We start from the raw sequence: 20,102 nt of genomic DNA, 5'->3' as shown, positions 1-20,102 counted from the left end.
GGAGGCGAGCTGAAATGGGCTTGGGCGGCTGCATCGTCCTCGTCGCGGTGGGGGCCATCCTGACCTTCGCCACGGACTGGGAAATGAAGAGCGTCAACCTCGACCTGGTCGGGGTGATCATGATGCTGGTCGGTGTCATCGGCATCGTGGTCTTCACCAGCATCCTCAAGCGCCGCAGGGGCATAGGCGCTCCGGGCGCCCCCGGCGTCACCGAAGAGCGCTACCGCCACTACGAGTAGTCACTTTTCCGCCAGGCATCGTTCCGCCTGGCGCACCCCCCAGGCACCTTTCCGCCAGGGCGGCCATCACCTTCTGACGGCGTCTCCTCCCCCGGTAAACTGCTCGAATTCACAGGGTTCACAGGGTTCGCAGGGGAGGCGCCAGTGGAATTCCGGTTGCTCGGAGCGGTGTCCGTCGCCACCGAAGCCGGAGAGCTTCCGCTGGGCCCGGCAAAACGACGCAGCGTGCTGGCCGCGCTGCTGCTGCGCCCCAACACGGCCGTCCCCGTCGACCAGCTCATCGACACCATCTGGGACGTGGCCCCGCCCGCGCACGCCAGAACCGTCGTCCAGGGCCATGTCTCACGACTACGGGCGCTGCTCAACGACGGCGAGGCCGCGGCGTACGGGGTCGAGCTCGCCACCCGGGGCCGGGCCTACGTCCTCCAGATGTCGGAGTCCCTGCTCGACGCGCACCGCTTCGAGGAACTCGTCCAGCTCGCGAAGCACCAACGGCAGCCCGCCGACGCGGTGTTGATGCTGCGCGAGGCGCTGGCACTGTGGCGCGGCCCGGCACTCACCGGAACGGTTTCCTCCGAACCCCTGGAGGCCGCCGCCCACGCCCTGGAGGAGACCCGGCTCGTCACGGTCGAGAACCTGGCCGACGCATACGGCGAGCTGGGCGAACACGGCCGTGCGGCGGCGGTACTGCGCACCGAGGCCGTCGCGCACCCGATGCGCGAGACCCTGGCGGCCGCGCTGATGCTGGCGCTGTACCGGGCGGGCCGGCAGTCGGACGCGCTGGACTGGTACCACCGGACACGACGGCTGCTGGCGGACGAGCTGGGTGTGGATCCGGGGCGGGCGCTGCAGGACGCGTACGGGGTGATTCTTCAGGGGGACGGGGGGTCTGGTTCCGCTTCGGGCTCGGGTTCCGGTTTCGGTTCCAGCTCCAGCTCCGGCTCCGGCTCCGGCTCCGGCTCCGGTGTCGATACGTCCGGCACGGCCGCCGCCGCCCTCCTCGCCGCCGGGGCACCCGCCGGCCGCGTAAGTCCTGCCGCCGCCGCTCCGGATTCCCGCGCGCCCGAGCAACGAGGACCTCAGCGACGTACGCCGGAACTCTCCACCACCACCGAAGCGCCGAGCATCGCCCTTCCCACCCCAACGCCTCCCGCACCCCTCCTCTCCGACCCGCCCCCGGACCCCGCCACCGCCCATATCCCCTACACCGTCCCGGAGTTGCTGCCCCGCAACCCCCGAGGTTTCCTCGGGCGGCGCGATGAACTGGACGCCCTCGGGGTGGCCGCCGGCGGCGGTGAGGCGCCGATCGCGCTGGTCACCGGGCCGCCCGGGGTGGGCAAGACGGCGCTCGCACTGCGCTGGGCGCATCTGCGGCGGGTGGACTTCCCGGACGGGCGGCTCTTCGCCGACCTGCACGGCTTCGACGAGCTCGCGGATCCCGAACCGACCGATGTCATACGGGAGTTCCTGGCCGCCCTGGGGGTGAGCGGGCGCGCCATGCCGGAGACCCCGGCGGTCGCCGCCGCACTGTACCGGCGGCTCACCGCCGAGCGCCGGCTCCTCGTCGTACTCGACAACGCGCGCAGCTCCGAGCAGGTACGGCCGCTGCTGCCGGCGGGAGACGAGTGCGTCACCGTCGTGACCAGCAGGAACCGGCTCGACGGACTGATCGCGGGCGATCTGGCCCGGCCGGTGCCGCTCACCGTGCTCGGCCCCGACGACTCCACCGCACTGCTCGCCGGGGTGCTCGGCCCCGCCCGGGTCGCCGCCGAACCCGAAGCGGCGCGCAGACTGGCCGGGCTCTGCGACGGCCTGCCGCTCGCCCTGCGCATCACGGCCGCCCGCCTCGCCACCCACCCGGACTGGACACTGGAACGGCACAGCACCGAACTCGCCGACGAACAGCGAAGGTTGGCGCTGCTCGCGGTCGAGGACCGTGGTGTCGCCGCCGAACTCGGCCTCAGCGTGCAGCAGTTGCGTGGCAGCGCCCAGCAGGTGTTCCGCAGCCTGGGCGCGCACACCGGCAAGACCTTCGACCGTTACGCCGCCGGAGCGCTCGCCGGGATATCCCCCAGCGAGGCGGGCGCGGCCCTGGACCAGCTGGCCGCCGCCCATCTCGTACAGGAATCGGGACCCGGGCGGTTCGCCCTGCACGACCTGGTCAGGCTGTACGCCAGAGAGCTCGCCACCTCGGCGGAAGCCGACCGGGGCTCCGCCGCGCTGGCCCGCCTGATCGGCCACTACCTGCACACCGAACTCGCCGCCAACGCGGTCGCCGAGCCCGGCAGCCGCCCGTGCTGCACACTCCCCGACGACGTACAGAAGCCCTCTGCGGTAAGGGAGTTCACCAGCCGGGCGGAGGCCATCGAGTGGTACGAGGCGGAACGCGAGGCGCTGGCCGGGGCGATGGCGGCGGCGCAGGCGGCACGTCGGCCGGAGCTGGTGTGGCGGCTCGGGATTCTGCAGTGGCCGTACGTGCTGTGGCGGGTCCGGGAGCGGTGGGCGCCGGTGCTGGAGCAGGCGCTGGAGGCAGCCGAGACCGTCGACGACCCGGACGCCCAGTCGCGGGTGCGGGCGCTGCTCGGGTGGGTGCTGCTGGAGGAGGGCCGGCCCGAAGAGGCCTACCCACACCTGGAGTTGGCTCCGCGGCTGGCCGCCAGGGCAGGCGACCCGGTCGACGAGGCGATCGGCTGGATCAACCTCTCGCACGCCCAACAGTCATGTGGCGACAGCGATTTGGCGCGCGAGGGCTGCGTACGTGCGGCCGCGCTCGCCCGGCAGGGCGGCGACGGACAGACCGAGATGCTGGCCCTCCAGACGCTGGCCGAGCACTGCCTGAGCGCCGGTGAACCCGAGGCCGCGCTACAGCACTCGCTGGACGGACTGGCGCTCGGTTCCGCCGACGCCGCACTGATCCGCAAGATGCTGTTGCAGACCGCACAGGGTGAGTCGCTGACGCAGTTGGGGCGCGTGGAGGAGGGGCTGGAGCTGCTTGAACTGGCCGCCGACAACGCCGAGTTGGCCGGATATCACGAGGGTGCGTGCCGTGCGCTCGGGGTGCTGTGGCGGCTCACCGGGGACACGGCGTACGAGGCACGGTACGAGCGGGCCTCGGCGGAGGCGGCCGCGCGACCATGAGGCGAAGGGGGGCACGAGGTCGTGCCCCCCGTCCCTGGCGCCACCACCGCCCTCGGGCGCCGGCCCCGCCGCCCCCGGGACCACACCCTTGGAAACGGGCTCTAACCGTCCAGCCCCGCCAGTACCAGCGCCAGCCGGGACTCGCCGCCCGCCACCAGACGCAGCGGAACGCCCCAGTCCTGCTGGTGGACATGGCAGGCCGGGTACTCGTTCGCCGGGTCGTCGTCGCAGGAAGCGGCCATCGCCGAAACATGCAGCACACCCTCGCCGAGCTCGGGGTTCAGCGTCAGCTCGCGGGCCAGGTCGGTGCCCGTGCCCTCCCCGTCCGCGAGCAGCTCGGGCGGTGTGGCCGAGACCAGCAGCCGGGTCGAGGGCCCGTAGCGGGTGTCCAGCTTCTGGCCGGTCGGCGCCTGGAAGACCACCTCCAGCCGGAGCTTCCCCGGGGCGACTTCGGTGGCGGCACGCTGGGTGCGGTGCGCGACGGCCTCCACCCGTACCGCCTCGTCCGGCAACCGCAGCCGGGTCAGCCGGTGGCGCGCCGACTCCACCACCACGATGTCCTCGCCGACCAGTACGGCGTCGCTCGGCTCACGCAAGTCCGTTGCCAGAGTGGTGACCTGGCCGCCGACCGGCTCGTAGCGGCGCAGGGCGTGGTTGTACGTGTCGCTGACGGCGACCGACCCGTCGGGCAGCGCGGTGACGCCCAGCGGGTGCTGGAGCAGTGCCTGTCCGGCGTCCCCGTCGCGGTGCCCGAAGTCGAAGAGACCGGTACCGGCGGCGGTGTGCACCACGTCCTCGGTGTCCACCCAGCGCAGCGCGGAGTTCTCCGAGTCGGCCACCCAGAGGCGGTCCTCGGTGGCGGCGAGCCCGGACGGCTGGGCGAACCAGGCCTCGGCGGCCGGCCCGTCGACCAGCCCTTCATTGGTGGTACCGGCCGCGACCCTGACGGTGCCCGACTCCGGGTCGTACGCCCACAGCTGGTGCACCCCGGCCATCGCGATCCACACCTCGCCACGCCACCACGCCACGTCCCACGGCGAGGAGAGCGAGACGTCCAGTGCCGCGCCGGAGGTGGGCTCGCCCTGCCACCACTGCTTCCCGGTGCCGGCCAGGACGGTGATGCCGCCGGTGGCCGGGTCGTACGACTTGAGCTGGTGGTTCACCGTGTCGGCGACGACGATCCGGCCGTCGGGGAGCAGCGCCAGCCCCTGCGGCTCGTTGAAGTCGCCGTCGATGCGGCGCAGCACGCTCTCGCCGTCGGGGGCGAGCTCCACGAGCTGGTCGCGGGTGGTGTCGGAGACCAGGAGGTTGCCGCTGCCCGGGAGCGCGATCACCTTGCCCGGGAAGCGGAGGTCGGTGGCGACCGGCTCCGGCTCGACGTACGGACCGTGCCCGCGACGCAGCGTCCCCTTCGCCTCGTGCTCCGCCTCCAGCTCGCCGACCAGTCGCTCGATGGCGTGGGCGTGCCCCTCACCGGCGTGCTGGGCGACGACGTAACCCTCCGGGTCGATGACGACCAGCGTCGGCCAGGCCCGCACGGCGTACTGCTTCCAGGTGGCCAGCTCGGGGTCGTCGAGGACCGGGTGGTGCACCTGATAGCGCTCAACGGCATCGACCACGGCCTGATGCTCGGCCTCGTGCACGAACTTCGGCGAGTGGACACCGACGATCACGGTGGTGTCGCTGTGGCGCTGCTCCAGCTCACGGAGTTCATCGAGGACGTGGAGGCAGTTGATGCAGCAGAAGGTCCAGAAATCCAGGATGAGGATGCGGCCCCGGAAGTCGGCGAGGGTCAGCTCTTTGCCTCCGGTGTTGAGCCAGCCGCCCTTGCCGATCAGCTCGGGGGCGCGGACACGGGCGCGGCGGGGGGCGGGGGTGGACGGGGAGGAGGCAGTCATGGCACCAAGGGTGCCACTGCTGAGCCAAAGGTGGGTCAACGGCTCATGAAACCTGAGAGTGAGGGTGAAAGTGCAGGTCAGGGGGTTCTGGTGGGGGCAAGGCGAGGGCGCTGGCGCCAGGTGACGCCAAGGTGAGCCACATTGGGGCTTGCTATGGCACCACGATGGTGCCATGATGGCGTCATGGACCTCACGCCGTATGTAGACACACTTCGCCGCGAACTCGCGGTGGCCGCCGAAGCCGGTGGGGACGAAGCCCGGGAGCTGGCCGAGCGGCTCACCGCTCCGCTGGATTCGGCGGCCAGGCTCACCCTGCTCAACGCCCTCTCCGATGCGATGGCGGAGGTCACCCGGGAGCTGGCACCCGGTTCGGTCGACGTACGGCTGCGGGGCCTGGACCCGGACTTCGTGGTGTCGCTGCCGTCCGGCGGTGAGGTCTTCGAGCAGCCGGGGGCGGCCACCGCACAGGCCCCGGCGGCATCGGCTCCGACGTCCGTGGACGAGGGGGACGGTGCCACCGCGCGGATCAACCTGCGGCTGCCCGCCCACCTCAAGAACCGCGCGGAGGAGGCGGCCAACCGCGAGGGACTCTCGGTCAACGCGTGGCTGGTCCGGGCGGTCTCGGCGGCCGTGGACTCGGGGGCGGGCGCTCCGCCCCGTGCCGAACAGCGGGCCATGAACAGCGGCCGGAGCTTCACCGGCTGGGTGCGCTGAGCACCGCCTTCCACTTCCGCAACACCGCTCCCACCAGCGAAAACATCCAGAGGACCCAAGAGGACGGGACAGCCATGCCTACTTTCGATACTCCCGAAGCGATCTCCACCGTGGCCCATGTGCCGGCCGGCTCGATCCGGTTCATCGCGAGCGGCCGGGGGGACACGGTCGTCGAGGTGATCCCGCGCGACCCGAAGAAGGACGTCGACGTGCGGACCGCCAAGCAGACCCGGGTCAGCTACACCGGCGGCGCACTGACCATCAAGGCGCCCAAGCTGGGGCTGCTCGGGCGGACCGGGACGATCGACATCGTGGTCGAACTGCCCTCGGGTTCACGGGTCGAGGTGAACGGCTCCTGGACCGAGGTACGTGGCGAGGGCCGGCTCGGTGAGGTCCGGATGAAGTCCTCGACGGGTGACGCGCATCTGGAGGTGACCGGTCCGGTCTTCCTGGATGTGGCGCACGGCAGCATCACGGTGGACCACGCCCAGGGCGCCGCCGAACTCACCACCAGCTCCGGCCACCTGCGTGTGGGCACCGTCGACGGCCCCGCCACCCTGAAGAACTCGCACGGCGCGACCACCGTCGGCACGGTCACCGGCGACCTGCGGGTCAACGGCTCGTACGGCGACATCCTGGTCGAGCGCGCGGAGGGCTCGGTCACGGCGACCACCGCGCACGGTGCGCTGCGGGTCACCGAAGTGGTGCGCGGCAAGGTCCAGCTGGAGACGTCGTACGGTGCGATCGAGGTCGGTGTCCGCAACGGTACGGCCGCCTGGCTGGACGTCAGCTCGGAACGCGGCCACGTCCACAACGCGCTGACCTCGTCGGACGCGCCGGACCCCGAGGATTCCAAGGAGACGGTCGAGGTCCGCGCCAGGACCCGCTGGGGAAACATCGAAGTACGCCGGGCACGAGGCTGACGAGGTCGACCGACGGCACCTGACGGGAGGCGGCCACCCTCTCCCGGCACCTGACGGGAGGCGGCCACCCCCTCCTCCCGCCCTCCCCTCCCCCTTCTTCCGCCCCAGTGCCCGGAAGGGCACATGAGCTGACCTGTCATGCACATGATTAATCCTGGCTGCGTCATACACGCCACCCACCCAGAAGGGCCCCGCCCATGCCCACCTCGCCCGCCCTCGCCCTCAGCGCCGTCGCCCTCCGCAAGTCCTACGGCGACAAACTCGTCCTCGACGGGATCGACCTCAGCATCCCCCAGGGCACGGTCTTCGCCCTGCTCGGCCCGAACGGCGCCGGGAAGACCACCACCGTGCAGATCCTCTCCACCCTCATCGCCCCCAGCGACGGCGAATCCCGCGTCGCCGGGCACCTCCTCGGCCGGGAGGACGAAGCCATCCGGTCCGCGATCGGTGTCACCGGACAGTTCTCCGCCGTCGACAACCTCCTCACCGGTGAGGAGAACCTGATCCTGATGGCGAACCTGCACCACCTCAGCCGCCGCGAAGGCCGCCGCCGCGCCACCGAACTCCTCCAGAGGTTCGACCTGACGGAGGCCGGACGCAAGACCGTCGCCACCTACTCCGGCGGTATGCGCCGCCGGCTCGACCTGGCGATGACCCTGGTCGGAGACCCGCGCATCATCTTTCTGGACGAGCCCACCACCGGCCTCGACCCGCGCAGCCGCCGTTCCATGTGGGAGATGATCCGGGAACTGGTCGCCGACGGCGTCACCATCTTCCTGACCACGCAGTACCTGGAGGAGGCGGACCAGCTCGCGGACCGGATCGCGGTGCTCGACGGCGGCCGGATCGTCGCCGAGGGGACGGCCGAGGAGCTCAAGCGACTGATTCCCGGCGGGCACATCAGGCTCCGTTTCCATGAGGCACACCAACTCGCTTTCGCGGCTCAGCAGCTGGGTCCGGTGACCACCGACCCGGAGGCGCTCACGCTCGACATTCCCAGCGACGGTTCCATCCCCGCGCTGCGTTCGGTGCTCGACCGGCTGGACGGCGCCGCACTCGACGCGGCGGCCCTCACCGTGCACACCCCCGACCTCGACGACGTCTTCCTCACCCTGACCGGCAACGGCAACAAGCCGGGCGCCGGGTCCGCGCAGGCCACCGTCCCCACCCAGACCAAGGAGTCCGTGCGATGAGCGCCGCCACCCTCACCCCGACCACCGCCCGCACCCCGGCCGCCGCCGGCAAGTCGTACGCCCTGCGCGACTCGCTCACCATGCTGGGCCGCAACCTCAAGCGCGCCAAGCGCTACCCGTCGATGACCATTTCGGTGGTCTCGATGCCGATCGTGATGCTGCTGCTGTTCGTGTTCGTCTTCGGCGGCGCGCTGGGCAACGGCATCGGCGGAGGCGGTGAGTACATCGACTACGTGGCCCCCGGCATCCTGCTGATGGCCATCGCCTCCGGTTCGCTGTCCACTGCCATCTCGGTGGCGATGGACATGACCGAGGGCATCATCAACCGCTTCCGCACGATGCCGATCTCGCGGGCCGCGGTCCTCACCGGACATGTCATCGGCGGCGTCATCCAGACCATGCTGAGCCTGGTGCTGGTGCTCGCGGTGGCCCTGCTGTGCGGCTTCCGGCCGAACGCCAATGTGGTCGAGTGGGTGGCGGCCTTCGGGGTGCTGACCCTGCTGGCCTTCGCGCTGACCTGGATCTCGGCGGCCATGGGCCTGTCCAGCAAGAGCGTGGAGACCGCGAGCAACGCCCCGATGCCGATCACCTTCCTGCCCTTCCTCGGCAGCGCCATCGTCACCACAGACTCGATGCCGACCGGAGTGCGCTGGTTCGCCGAGTACCAGCCCTTCACCCCGCTGACGGAGACCCTGCGCGGCCTGCTGATGGGCACCCCGATCGGCAACAACGGCTGGATCGCGCTGGCCTGGGGCGTCGGCCTCTCCCTGGTGGGCTACCTGTGGGCGCGTGCCGCCTTCAACCGCCCGGCCAAGTAGAGAAGCAGCGAGGAGACAGACAGGTTGAGTACGTCGAAGACGCAGGTGACCGGCCCTCGCCGAACGCGGGGGCCGGCCGCCGTGCTTCGGCACCTCGCTGTGCCGGGCCGGCCGCCGTGTTTCCGCACCTCGCCGTGCGGGGCCGAGGCCGTGGCCGCTCCATCAAATGCCTTGTCGCCGCGGGCCCGCTCTGCAAGGGTTCCGCTCGGCCCACCTCCGCGCCGCGACCCGTCATCAGGAGTCCGTACGTGACCCACGCTTCCTCGCCCGATCTGCCCACCGAACGCCTCCTGCTGCGCACCTGGACCCAGGAGGAGCTGGCCGCTGTGCTGGACGGGAAGCATCTGCCGCACTGGACGGCCGGCTTCCCCACCGAGGGGGACAAGGCCCTCGGTGGGCTCTTCGCCACCCATCCCGACTGGTTCGGACCGTACGGCCACCGGCAGATCGTCGAGCGCGAGAGCGGTCAAGTGGTCGGCGCCATCGGCCTGTTCTGGCCGCCGGCGGAGGGCGTGGTCGAGTTCGGTTACGGGCTCGCGCCGTCGCACTGGGGGCAGGGTTACGCCACCGAGGCCGCCCACGCCGTGGTCGCCCACGCGCTGGCCGCGCCCGGTGTGCACACGGTGTGCGCGAAGGCGGCGCTGGAGAACCCGGCCTCCATCCGGGTCCTGGAGAAGGCGGGCCTGGTGCCCTGGCCGGACGAGAACCTGGAGCCCGGGCTGACCCGTCTCCGTACCCCCGCACAGAACGGCTGACCACGCCAATGCCTGAACTCCAACCGCTGCGCGCCGGACACGGCCCCGCGCTGCTCGCCTTCGAGCGTGAGAACCGGGCGTACTTCGCCGCGTCCGTGACCGACCGGGGGGACGCGTTCTTCGTGGAGTCCGGGTTCGCGGAACGGCTGGCGGCGCTGCTGGCCGAGCAGGCGGCCGGGGAGATCGCCTTCCATGTGCTGGTGGCGGAGGACGGTGAGGTGCTCGGCCGGTTCAACCTCGTCGACCTCGACACCACCGAGGGGTCCGCCGAGATCGGCTACCGGCTCGCGGAGAAGGCGACCGGCCGGGGCCTGGCCACCGCCACCGTCCGCGAGCTGATCGCGCTGGCCGCCGAGCGGTACGGGATTCACACCCTGCACGCCGGGACCTCCCTGGACAACGCCGCCTCCCGCGCGGTACTCGCCCGTACCGGCTTCACCGAGACCGGCAGGGCGGACTTCAGCGGAGAGACCGGCCTCACCTTCGTACGGCACGGTTCGCCGACCCGGGGGACGGAAGCCCGCGAAGCCACCGAGGCGTGACATTCCGTCCGGCACGGGTATCCGTCCTGACATGAAATATCTCGTACGCGACAAACTCTTCGCGATCGGCGACGACTACTGGATCGAGGACGAGAACGGGCGGCACGCCTTCCTCGTCGACGGCAAGGCGCTCCGGCTCCGCGACACCCTGGAGCTCAAGGACCCGAGCGGGCGGGTACTGATCACTCTCAAGTCCAAGATGCTCAGCCTGCGCGACGCCATGACCATCGAGCGCGATGGGGAGACCCTGGCGACCGTACGCAAGAAGCGGCTCTCCCTGATCCGCAACCACTACCGGGTCACCCTCAACGAGGGCACCGAACTCGATGTGAGCGGGCGGGTGCTGGACCGGGAGTTCTCGGTGGAGTACGACGACGAACTGCTGGCGCACATCTCGCGCAAGTGGTTCCGGGTGCGGGACACCTATGCGGTCAATGTCGTACGGGAGGACGCGGACGCGCCGCTGATGATCGCGGTCGCGGTGTGTGTGATCCGGATGGCGGAGGGGGAGAGGGACTAACTCCCGCCGATCGTCCGTTTCACGTGAAACAGGTCGAAACAGGTCCGCCTGTTTCACGTGAAACATCGCCCCAGCGGCTACCGGCGGCGGTTCCGCCGGCCCAGCGGCTATCGGCGGCGCGGTTCCGCCAGTCCCAGCAGCCGGTCCTTCAGCACCGGGAACTGCTCGCGGGTGGCCCCGGGCCGCGCCGGATCCAGCTCGACCACCAGGACCTCCTCCCCCGACCCCGCCTCGCCGAGCACCTCGCCCCACGGGTCGACCACCACGCTGTACCCGGCCTGTTCGACCCCGGCGTGGGTGCCCGCGGTGCCGCAGGCCAGGACGTACGCCTGGTTCTCCACGGCCCGCGCACGGGCCAGCAGCGACCAGTGCTCGCGACGCCGCGCAGGCCACCCGGCGGGGATCACGAAGGCGGTCGCTCCGGCATCCACGAGCCCCCGGAAGAGCTCGGGGAAGCGCAGGTCGTAGCAGGTGGCCAGGCCCAGCCGCAGTCCGTCGGCGGGCACGGTGACCAACTCGCGCCCGGCGCCCATCAGTACGGCCTCGCCCTCGTCGAAGCCGAAGCGGTGGATCTTCCGGTACGCGGCGGCCAGTGCACCGTCCGGCGAGAAGACCAGCGAGGTGTTGAACAGCGGGCCCTCCGGGTCGCGTTCCACGAACGACCCCGCGTGCAGCCAGACCCCGGCGTCCCGCGCGGCCTTCGCCATCACCTCGTAGGTCGGGCCCTCCAGCGGCTCCGCCTCCCCGGCGAAGCCCTCGTAGCCCCAAGCGCCGGTAGGCCACAGCTCAGGAAGCACCACGAGGTCGCTATCCTCCTGGGCCCTCACCAGTGAAGCGACCCTTTCCCTACGGGAATTGACCGATTCCTCATCATTTACATCGATCTGGATGAGAGAGGCGCGCACACTACCACCGTCCTGGCATTCGAGCCGTCAACACGGGCCTACGATCGTCACACGAAAGCACTGCCGGGGTGCCTCCGGGCAGCGTAACTTAGCGTTCGAGCCCGCTACCCGGCATGCACCGCCGTACACACACGCACCATCCGACGCGCACCACCCGACGCGCCACCATCCGTGCAAGCACGCACCGCACTGCCCGCGCCGCCACTGAACCGCCCGAGGGGTCCCGTGACCGTCCATCCCGCCCTGCAGACCAACGCCGACGCCTGGACCCACTCCATCGAGGCGATATCCGAGCTGGTGAAGCCGCTCGTCGAAGGCGAGTGGAACCGCCGTACGCCGTGCCCCGGCTGGTCGGTGCGCGACCTCGTCTCCCATGTCATCGGCTCGGAGTGCGAGATGCTGGGCGACCCCCGCCCGATACACACGCTGCCCAGCGACCTCTTCCACCCCACCACCGACCTCGCGCGCTACCTGGAGGTCCAGGTCGACGTCCGCCGCCACCACACGGCGCCGGAGATGACCTCGGAGCTGGAGTACACGATCATCCGCCGCGCCCGGCAGCTGCGGAACGAGACCCGTGACCCCGAGACCCTGATCCGCTCCCCCCTCGGCGGTCGTCAGCTCAGCCTGGAACTCGCGCTGCGGCTGCGGGCCTTCGACGTATGGGTGCACGAGCAGGACCTGCGCACCACCTTCCACCAGCCCGGCAACCTGGACTCCCCGGGCGCCTACGTCACCCGCGACCACCTCCTCGGCGCACTCCCCAAGGTCGTCGCCAAGGACGCGGGCGCACCCCCGAACTCCGCCGTCGTCTTCGACGTCCACGGCCCCGTCGAGTTCCTGCGCACGGTCCGCGTCGACGACCAGGGCCGGGGCACCATCGATGGCACCCCCTCGCTCGGCCCGCTCGTCACCATCGCCCTGGACTGGGAAACCTTCTACCGCCTGGCGTGCGGCCGGGTCCGGTACGGAGCGGTCGCCGACCAGATCAAGATCGAGGGCGACCAGGACCTGGCCGACGCCATCCTGCGCAACTTCGCGGTCACGCCGTAGCGGAAACAGCGGACAGCCGGGGCGTGGGCGGCGGTTACGCCGATGGCCGGGGCGTGGGCGGCGGTTACGCCGGTACGTGCACCGCCTCCACCCGGCTCGCCACCAGGTGGTCCCGCTCCCGGCGGGCGGTCCGGGTCCGCAGCCGCAGGATCTGCACCAGCCCCACCGCCTCAAGGACGAACACCGAGGCGAACGCGATCCGGTAGTTGTCCCCGGTGGCGTCGAGCAGCACCCCCACCGCGAACAGCGTGGTCATGGAGGCGACAAAGCCCCCCATGTTCACGATTCCCGAGGCCGTCCCCTGCCGCTCCGGCGGATTGGCCGGCCGTGCGAAGTCGAACCCGATCATCGACGCCGGGCCACAGGCCCCCAGCACCACGCACAGCACCACCAGCAGCCACCCCGGCACATGCTCCCCGGGGTACGAGATCACCGCGCCCCACATCACCGCCGTCGCCCCGACCGTGCCCAGCGCCAACGGCACCCGCGCCGCATGGTGCCGCGCGATCACCTGCCCGTAGACCAGCCCGATCGCCATGTTGGACAGCACCACCAGCGTCAACAGCTCACCGGCCGCGGCCCGCGACATCCCCTGCGCCTCGACCAGGAACGGCATCCCCCACAGCAGCAGGAAGACCATCGCCGGGAACTGCGTGGTGAAGTGCACCCACATCCCCAGCCGCGTCCCCGGCTCCCGCCAGGCCGCCGCGATCTGCTGCCGCACGAAGGACGGACCGGCACGCGGCGCGGGCGGCGGCGCGAACCCCTCGGGGTGGTCCTTGAGGAAGACGAGCACCAGCACCAGCACGGCCACCCCGGCCGCCGCACTGCCCAGGAACGTCGCCGTCCACCCGACCCCGTGCAGGGAACGCGCGATGACCAGCGTGGACACCAGGTTCCCGGCCATCCCGAACAGCGCCGCGACCTGCGCGATCATCGGCCCCTGCCGGGCCGGGAACCACCGCGAGCCCAGCCGCAGCACACTGATGAACGTCATCGCGTCGCCGCAGCCCAGCAGTGCCCGCGAGGCGAGCGCGGTGCCGTACGTCGGCGACAGCGCGAAACCCACCTGGCCCACGGTGAACAGCACCGCCCCGATCAGCAGCACCTTCTTGGTGCCGAGCCGGTCGACCAGCAGGCCGACGGGTATCTGCATGCCCGCGTACACCAGCAGCTGGAGTATCGAGAAGGTGGACAGCGCCGAGGCGTTGACCTCGAAGCGGTCGGCGGCGTCCAGCCCCGCGACGCCCAGGCTGGTGCGGAAGGTGACCGCGACGAAGTAGACGGCGACGCCGACGCCCCAGACGGCGAGGGCACGGCGCCCTCCCGGAGGGTCCCCGTGCAGACGCTTGGCTGCCGACCTGCTCACCGGTCATCACCCCTGACCAGCACCTTGACCCGGCTTACATGGCGGTGCACACAGGCGGCCGCGGCATCCGCGTCGCCGGCCCTGATGGCGTCCAGCATCTCGGCGTGCTCAGTGATGTTGAGCGCGATGCGGTCCGGGTGGGCCTCCATCACGGCGACGCCCATCCGCAGCTGCCGGTCGCGCATCTGGTCGTAGAGCCGGGACAGGATCTGGTTGCCCGCGTTGCGCACGATCTCCGCGTGGAAGCAGCGGTCGGTGACGGCGACCTCGGCAAGGTCCCCGGCCAGCGCGCGCCGCTGCTGCTCGGCGAGCAGCCCCTCCAGGCGGGCGATCAGATGCGGCGACGCCGGTACGGCCTTGCGTACGGCGAACTCCTCGACGAGCAACCGGGTCTCGACCACATCCGCGATCTCCTGCGCGGAGACGGCCAGCACCAGGGCGCCCTTCTTCGGGTAGAGCTTGATCAGCCCTTCCACCTCAAGACGCAGCAGGGCCTCGCGGACCGGGGTGCGCGACACCCCCACGGCTTCGGCGAGATGGCCCTCGGTGAGGAGCGTTCCGCCCTCGTAACTGCGATCGAGGACGCCCCTCTTGATGTGGTCGTAGACACGTTCGGCGGCGGGGGGTGCAGCAGGCATGCGCACAGCATAGATACAACAGGGGTACAAGAAGAAGGCCCGTCCGCATCGCGGACGGGCCCCTTCCGATGTGACTGACCGCTGTGGCTGACCACTGCGGCTGACTACTGCGGCTGACTACGCCCAGGTGATCAGGCGCTTGGGGTGTTCCAGTATCGCCGCGGTGTCGGCGAGGACCCTGGAGCCCAGCTCGCCGTCGACCAGGCGGTGGTCGAAGGAGAGCGCGAGGGTGGTGACCTGGCGGGCCTTGACCTTGCCCTTGTGGACCCAGGGCTGGAGCTTGATCGCACCGACCGCGAGGATCGCGGACTCGCCCGGGTTGAGGATCGGCGTACCGGTGTCGACGCCGAAGACGCCGACGTTGGTGATAGTCACCGTGCCGTTCTGCATGGCGGCCGGCGAGGTCTTGCCCTCGCGGGCGGTGGACACCAACTCACCCAGCGCCGCAGCCAGTTCGGGCAGGGTCTTGGCCTGGGCGTCCTTGATGTTCGGGACGATCAGACCGCGCGGGGTGGCCGCGGCGATGCCCAGGTTCACGTACTCCTTCTGCACGATCTCCTGGTTCGCCTCGTCCCAGGCCGCGTTGACGGCCGGGTTGCGCTTGATGGCGACCAGGAGGGCCTTGGCGATGAGCAGCAGCGGGTTGACCCGCACCCCCGCCATGTCCTTGTCCTCCTTGAGCTCCGCCACGAGCTTCATGGTGCGCGTCACGTCGATCGTGATGAACTCGGTGACGTGCGGGGCGGTGAACGCGCTGTTCACCATCGCGGAGGCGATCGCCTTGCGGACACCCTTGATCGGGATGCGTGTTTCGCGCGGGCCAGCCGGGACCTGTGCCCCGGCGGATCCCACCGTTTCACGTGAAACATCGCCGACGGTGGCCGTTTCACGTGAAACAACCGGCTCCACGGACGGAGCGGTCGGAGCGACCGGAGCCGGAGCAGCGGCCGCGTGCACGTCCTCCCGCGTCACGACCCCGCCCGGACCCGTCGGCGTCACCGTCGCCAGATCGATCCCCAGGTCCTTGGCCAGTTTGCGCACCGGCGGCTTGGCCAGCGGACGCTCCCCGGCGACGGGCTGAGGCGTGACCGGCTGAGCAGCGACCGGCTGAGCGGCCACCGGCTGGGGCGCGACCGGCTGAGCGGCGACCGAGGTGCCGTTCAACTCCGCCTGCACGGAGGCCGCGTAGGCCGCCTTCTCGGGCGCGGGCTGCTCGGACTTGCGGGCCCGCCGCTTGGTGGACGCCTCGGAGACGCCGTACCCGACCAGGACCGGCTGACGGCCCTTGGGCGCGTCGGCGGCCTCTTCGGCGGCCGGCGCGGGAGCCGGAGCCGCCGCGGCCGGAGCCTCGGCGGGAGTCCCCGGTGCCACGTCGATCGTGATGATCGGGGTGCCGACGTCGACCGTCACACCCTCTTCGAAGCGCAGCTCGTGCACCACACCGTCGTACGGGATGGGCAGTTCGACGGCCGCCTTCGCGGTCTCGATCTCGCACACGACCTGGCCGTCGGTGACGGTGTCACCGGGCTGGACGTACCACTTCAGGATCTCGGCCTCGGTGAGGCCCTCGCCCACGTCGGGCAGCTTGAACTCGCGGTAGCGAGCAGCGATGTCTGTGGTCATGGGTCGGCCCCTTAGTACGCGAGCGAGCGGTCGACGGCGTCGAGTACCCGGTCCAGACCGGGGAGGTACTCCTCCTCCAGGCGGGCCGGCGGGTAGGGGGCGTGGTAGCCGCCGACCCTGAGCACCGGAGCCTCCAGGTGGTAGAAGCACCGCTCGGTGATCCGGGCGGCGATCTCCGCGCCCGCACCGTAGAAGACCGGCGCCTCGTGCACAACGACCAGCCTGCGGGTCTTCTCCACCGAGGCCTGGATGGAGTCGAAGTCGATCGGGGACATCGACCGCAGGTCCACGACCTCGACCGACTTGCCCTCCTCGGCTGCCGCCGCGGCGGCCTCCACGCACACCTTGACCATCGGGCCGTACGCCACCAGCGTCAGGTCACTGCCCTCGCGGACGGTGCGGGCCTGGTGCAGCGGTGCGGGGATCAGTTCGAGGTCGACCTCGTCCTTGTCCCAGTAGCGCCGCTTCGGCTCGAAGTAGATCACCGGGTCGTCGCCCTGAATGGCCTGCTGCATCATCCAGTACGCGTCGGTCGCGTTGGAAGGCGAGACCACCTTGAGGCCCGCGACGTGCGCGAACAGCGCCTCGGGCGACTCGCTGTGGTGCTCCACCGCGCCGATGCCGCCGCCGTACGGAATGCGGATGACGACCGGCAGCTTGATCTTGCCGAGCGAGCGGGCGTGCATCTTCGCGAGCTGGGTGACGATCTGGTCGTACGCCGGGAAGACGAAGCCGTCGAACTGGATCTCCACCACGGGCCGGTAGCCCCGCAGGGCCAGGCCGATCGCGGTGCCGACGATGCCGGACTCGGCGAGCGGGGTGTCGATGACCCGGCTCTCGCCGAAGTCCTTGAACAGGCCGTCGGTGACCCGGAAGACGCCGCCGAGCTGACCGACGTCCTCGCCCATGACCAGGACCTTGGGGTCGTTCTCCATCGCGGTGCGAAGGGAGGCGTTGATCGCGCGGGCGATCGGAAGTTTCTGAACAGCCATGGTGGTTACTCGCCCTCCTCGGCGAACGACGCCTGGTAGGCGGCGAACTGCGCGCGCTCCTCGTCGACGAGCGCGTGCCCGTCCGCGTAGACGTTCTCGAAGATCGCCATGGTGCCGGGGTCGGGCATCGAGCGCACGACCTCACGGACCCGCTTGCCGAGGGCCTCGCTCTCGACCTCCATCTCCTCGAAGAAGGCGGCGTCCGCCAGACCCTCCTTCTCCAGATAGGTGCGGACGCGCAGGATCGGGTCCTTCGCCTCCCACGCCTCGCGCTCCTCGTCGGCCCGGTAACGCGTCGGGTCGTCGGTGGTGGTGTGCGCGCCCATCCGGTAGGTGAACGCCTCGATCAGCATCGGGCCCTCGCCGCGCCGGGCCCGCTCCAGCGCGGCCTTGGTGACCGCCATGCAGGCCAGCACGTCATTGCCGTCGACCCGGACGCCGGGGAAGCCGAAGCCCTGGGCGCGCTGGTAGAGCGGCACCCGCATCTGCTTCTCGGTGGGCTCGGAGATCGCCCACTGGTTGTTCTGGCAGAAGAAGACCACCGGGGCGTTGTAGACCGCGGAGAAGGTGAACGATTCGGCGACGTCGCCCTGCGAGGACGCGCCGTCACCGAAGTACGCGATCACGGCCGAGTCCGCACCGTCCTTGGCGACGCCCATGGCGTAGCCGGTGGCGTGCAGGGTCTGCGAGCCGATGACGATCGTGTACAGGTGGAAGTTGTTGGTGCTGGGGTCCCAGCCACCGTGGTTGACGCCGCGGAACATGCCGAGCAGGTTCGTCGGGTCGACCCCGCGGCACCAGGCGACGCCGTGCTCGCGGTAGGTCGGGAAGACGTAGTCGTCGTCGCGCAGTGCGCGGCCGGAACCGATCTGTGCGGCCTCCTGGCCGAGCAGCGAGGCCCACAGCCCCAGCTCGCCCTGACGCTGCAGTGAGGTCGCCTCGGCGTCGAAGCGCCGGGTCAGGACCATGTCCCGGTACAGCCCGCGCAGTTCGTCCGCGGACAGGTCGATCGAGTAGTCCGGGTGCTCGATGCGCTCGCCCTCGGGCGTCAGCAGCTGGATCAGCTGCGGCTCGTCGGGCGTCTGCGACTGGGCCTGCGGCGAGGGCTTCTTGGCGCTGGCGCGCTTGGTGCCTGCTCCGCTGCTGCGTCGCGGTTTACGCGCGGCAGTGCTCTCCACGGTCACGTGCGTGCTCCTCCGTCGGTCCGGCCCCCGGGGTCTGCCGGGAAACCAGTGCGGCTCGCCCTGTGCCCGGACCCGCGCACGGGGTGGGTGCGGCTCGGCCGGGACAAGGCGTGACAGGTGCCCCGGCGAGCACCCTGCTCTCAAGCACGTTACCCAGTGCTTCGCATAACTGCGAAACCCCATTTGACCTGCGATTTTGCTTGGATTTCCAAGTAAACCGAGGAATGCGGGAACAACCACTGGTCAGAGCCTTGCAGGCCGCCGGGACAGGGGCACGTTATCCCGGTCACCTCGGGCACGGGAAGAGTTCGTGTGTGAGGATGGCGCCGTGCGCGAATCAGGCAAAATCACCGTTTTCCTCGTCGATGACCACGAAGTCGTCAGGCGGGGCGTCCATGAATTGCTCTCCGTCGAGGAGGACATCGAGGTCGTCGGAGAAGCCGGCACGGCGGCAGATGCCCTGGTCAGGATCCCTGCGACCCGTCCCGACGTCGCCGTTCTCGATGTCCGGCTGCCCGATGGCAGCGGTGTGGAGGTCTGCCGCGAAGTCCGTTCACAGAACGAGGACATCAAATGTCTGATGCTCACGTCTTTCGCGGACGACGAGGCCCTTTTCGACGCGATCATGGCTGGTGCGTCCGGATATGTGCTCAAGGCGATCCGCGGCAGTGAGCTGCTCTCGGCGGTACGGGACGTGGCGGCGGGCAAATCCCTGCTCGACCCGGTGGCCACCGCCCGCGTCCTGGAGCGGCTGCGGGCCGGCAACAACGCCAAGGGCGACCAGCGCCTGGCCAACCTCACCGACCAGGAGCGGAAGATCCTCGATCTGATCGGCGAGGGTCTGACCAACCGGGTGATCGGCGAACGGCTGCACCTCGCCGAGAAGACCATCAAGAACTACGTCTCCAGCCTGCTCTCCAAGCTCGGCATGGAACGCCGCTCCCAGGCCGCCGCCTATGTGGCCCGGCTTCAGGCGGAGGAACAGCGCCGCTGAGGGGCCCCTGATCAGGAACTTCGCAAAACTTCTCGGGACCTAGGTCTCTTTTGGTGCGCCCGGCGCATGGCGCAGAGTGAATGCATGCCCCACTCCGACAGCCTCCGCGCCATCGAGCTGCTGACCTCCGTGCCGTACGGCAGGGTCGCGACCAGCATGCGTGCGCTGCCGTTCCTGGCGGTCGCCCGTCATGTCGTCACCGACGACGGCGCGCTCCTGCTCCGGATGCACGCCGGCTACGGCTACCACCAGGCCTGCAACGGCAGCGTGGTCGCCTACGAGACCGACAACTTCAACTCCGGGTCCGACCGGCTGTGGTCCGTCCAGGCCACCGGCGAGGCCCGGGTCATCGAGCCGACCGCCGAGGAGTCCGCCCTGTTCGGCCCCGGTCCCGCCGAGGTCGAGGGTGAGCCGTTCGAGCCGGTCCACATGCGGATCGACCCCCAGTTCTTCCTGGTCCACACCCTCAGCGGATTCCGCGAGCGACTGCTCCAGCACGCTGTGTAACACCACGCGGCCGGGGTGATCTAACATCTGACGGGTGCCGCGCTCATCTGCACCCGCCCCCGCACCGGCCCACGAAGTCACGCAGGAACCGCCCCTT

19 protein-coding genes are annotated in these 20,102 nt (G+C 70.4%); 12 read left to right on the top strand and 7 right to left on the bottom strand.

Going from position 1 to position 20,102, the window contains the following annotated elements; genetic code table 11:
* Window positions 1-14 precede the first annotated feature (14 nt).
* Window positions 15-239: a DUF6458 family protein gene (locus ACIA73_RS11480; RefSeq protein WP_399438187.1), complete on the top strand. Its 225-nt coding sequence runs from the start codon at window positions 15-17 to the stop codon at window positions 237-239.
* A gap of 144 nt (window positions 240-383) precedes the next feature.
* Window positions 384-3,377, top strand: coding sequence for an AfsR/SARP family transcriptional regulator (locus tag ACIA73_RS11475; protein WP_399438186.1), 2,994 nt, complete (start codon window positions 384-386; stop codon window positions 3,375-3,377).
* A 101-nt stretch (window positions 3,378-3,478) separates the two neighbouring features.
* On the opposite strand, the gene ACIA73_RS11470 is transcribed toward ACIA73_RS11475, so the two are convergent.
* Window positions 3,479-5,275: an NHL domain-containing thioredoxin family protein gene (locus ACIA73_RS11470; RefSeq protein WP_399438185.1), complete on the bottom strand. Its 1,797-nt coding sequence runs from the start codon at window positions 5,273-5,275 to the stop codon at window positions 3,479-3,481.
* Window positions 5,276-5,458: 183 nt separating this feature from the next.
* Between ACIA73_RS11470 and ACIA73_RS11465 the strand changes: the two genes are divergently transcribed.
* From ACIA73_RS11465 to ACIA73_RS11435, 7 genes are all read left to right on the top strand, one after another.
* On the top strand, window positions 5,459-5,989 hold the full coding sequence (locus ACIA73_RS11465; protein ID WP_399438184.1) for a toxin-antitoxin system HicB family antitoxin: 531 nt from the start codon (window positions 5,459-5,461) through the stop codon (window positions 5,987-5,989).
* 74 nt (window positions 5,990-6,063) lie between these two features.
* The gene (locus tag ACIA73_RS11460; protein WP_399438183.1) at window positions 6,064-6,912 is read left to right on the top strand and encodes a DUF4097 family beta strand repeat-containing protein; all 849 of its coding nucleotides are present in this window, start codon (window positions 6,064-6,066) and stop codon (window positions 6,910-6,912) included.
* Between the two features lie 197 nt (window positions 6,913-7,109).
* Window positions 7,110-8,105: an ATP-binding cassette domain-containing protein gene (locus tag ACIA73_RS11455; protein ID WP_399438181.1), complete on the top strand. Its 996-nt coding sequence runs from the start codon at window positions 7,110-7,112 to the stop codon at window positions 8,103-8,105.
* Window positions 8,102-8,923, top strand: a complete 822-nt coding sequence (locus tag ACIA73_RS11450; protein ID WP_399438180.1) for an ABC transporter permease — start codon at window positions 8,102-8,104, stop codon at window positions 8,921-8,923. The genes ACIA73_RS11455 and ACIA73_RS11450 overlap by 4 nt, the downstream gene beginning before the upstream one ends.
* Before the next feature lie 248 nt (window positions 8,924-9,171).
* The gene (locus ACIA73_RS11445) at window positions 9,172-9,678 is read left to right on the top strand and encodes a GNAT family N-acetyltransferase (RefSeq protein ID WP_399438179.1); all 507 of its coding nucleotides are present in this window, start codon (window positions 9,172-9,174) and stop codon (window positions 9,676-9,678) included.
* An 8-nt stretch (window positions 9,679-9,686) separates the two neighbouring features.
* Window positions 9,687-10,220 carry a GNAT family N-acetyltransferase gene (locus ACIA73_RS11440; RefSeq protein ID WP_399438178.1) on the top strand — a complete coding sequence of 178 codons (534 nt, stop codon included), beginning with the start codon at window positions 9,687-9,689 and terminating at the stop codon, window positions 10,218-10,220.
* A 31-nt stretch (window positions 10,221-10,251) separates the two neighbouring features.
* A complete protein-coding gene (locus ACIA73_RS11435; RefSeq protein ID WP_399438177.1) occupies window positions 10,252-10,740 on the top strand; it encodes an LURP-one-related/scramblase family protein in 489 nt (162 codons plus the stop codon).
* A 107-nt stretch (window positions 10,741-10,847) separates the two neighbouring features.
* On the opposite strand, the gene ACIA73_RS11430 is transcribed toward ACIA73_RS11435, so the two are convergent.
* A complete protein-coding gene (locus ACIA73_RS11430; RefSeq protein ID WP_399438176.1) occupies window positions 10,848-11,645 on the bottom strand; it encodes a carbon-nitrogen family hydrolase in 798 nt (265 codons plus the stop codon).
* Between the two features lie 225 nt (window positions 11,646-11,870).
* Here ACIA73_RS11430 and ACIA73_RS11425 point away from each other — a divergent pair, with 225 nt between their 5' ends.
* Window positions 11,871-12,698, top strand: a complete 828-nt coding sequence (locus ACIA73_RS11425; protein WP_399438175.1) for a maleylpyruvate isomerase family mycothiol-dependent enzyme — start codon at window positions 11,871-11,873, stop codon at window positions 12,696-12,698.
* A gap of 64 nt (window positions 12,699-12,762) precedes the next feature.
* On the opposite strand, the gene ACIA73_RS11420 is transcribed toward ACIA73_RS11425, so the two are convergent.
* The 5 genes from ACIA73_RS11420 to pdhA all read right to left on the bottom strand — a co-directional run bounded on the left by ACIA73_RS11420 (window position 12,763) and on the right by pdhA (window position 18,504).
* Complete coding sequence (locus ACIA73_RS11420; RefSeq protein ID WP_399438174.1) at window positions 12,763-14,067, bottom strand: nitrate/nitrite transporter; 1,305 nt, start codon at window positions 14,065-14,067, stop codon at window positions 12,763-12,765.
* Window positions 14,064-14,705 carry a GntR family transcriptional regulator gene (locus ACIA73_RS11415; RefSeq protein ID WP_399438172.1) on the bottom strand — a complete coding sequence of 214 codons (642 nt, stop codon included), beginning with the start codon at window positions 14,703-14,705 and terminating at the stop codon, window positions 14,064-14,066. Before ACIA73_RS11415 ends, ACIA73_RS11420 begins: the two co-directional genes overlap by 4 nt.
* A 117-nt stretch (window positions 14,706-14,822) precedes the next feature.
* On the bottom strand, window positions 14,823-16,328 hold the full coding sequence (locus ACIA73_RS11410; RefSeq protein WP_399438171.1) for a dihydrolipoamide acetyltransferase family protein: 1,506 nt from the start codon (window positions 16,326-16,328) through the stop codon (window positions 14,823-14,825).
* A gap of 11 nt (window positions 16,329-16,339) precedes the next feature.
* On the bottom strand, window positions 16,340-17,320 hold the full coding sequence (locus ACIA73_RS11405) for an alpha-ketoacid dehydrogenase subunit beta (RefSeq protein WP_399438170.1): 981 nt from the start codon (window positions 17,318-17,320) through the stop codon (window positions 16,340-16,342).
* A 5-nt stretch (window positions 17,321-17,325) separates the two neighbouring features.
* Window positions 17,326-18,504, bottom strand: a complete 1,179-nt coding sequence (pdhA, locus tag ACIA73_RS11400; protein WP_399438169.1) for a pyruvate dehydrogenase (acetyl-transferring) E1 component subunit alpha — start codon at window positions 18,502-18,504, stop codon at window positions 17,326-17,328.
* A gap of 328 nt (window positions 18,505-18,832) precedes the next feature.
* Between pdhA and ACIA73_RS11395 the strand changes: the two genes are divergently transcribed.
* A complete protein-coding gene (locus tag ACIA73_RS11395; protein ID WP_399438168.1) occupies window positions 18,833-19,498 on the top strand; it encodes a response regulator in 666 nt (221 codons plus the stop codon).
* A gap of 84 nt (window positions 19,499-19,582) precedes the next feature.
* Window positions 19,583-20,005 (top strand): pyridoxamine 5'-phosphate oxidase family protein, encoded by a 423-nt coding sequence (locus ACIA73_RS11390; RefSeq protein ID WP_399438167.1) that lies wholly within the window; start codon window positions 19,583-19,585, stop codon window positions 20,003-20,005.
* Window positions 20,006-20,102: the final 97 nt, after the last annotated feature.

Origin of the sequence: Streptomyces sp. NPDC051561 (assembly GCF_044454195.1) — a bacterium.
Lineage (GTDB): Bacteria > Actinomycetota > Actinomycetes > Streptomycetales > Streptomycetaceae > Streptomyces.
This window is presented reverse-complemented; position numbering and strand designations above follow the sequence as displayed.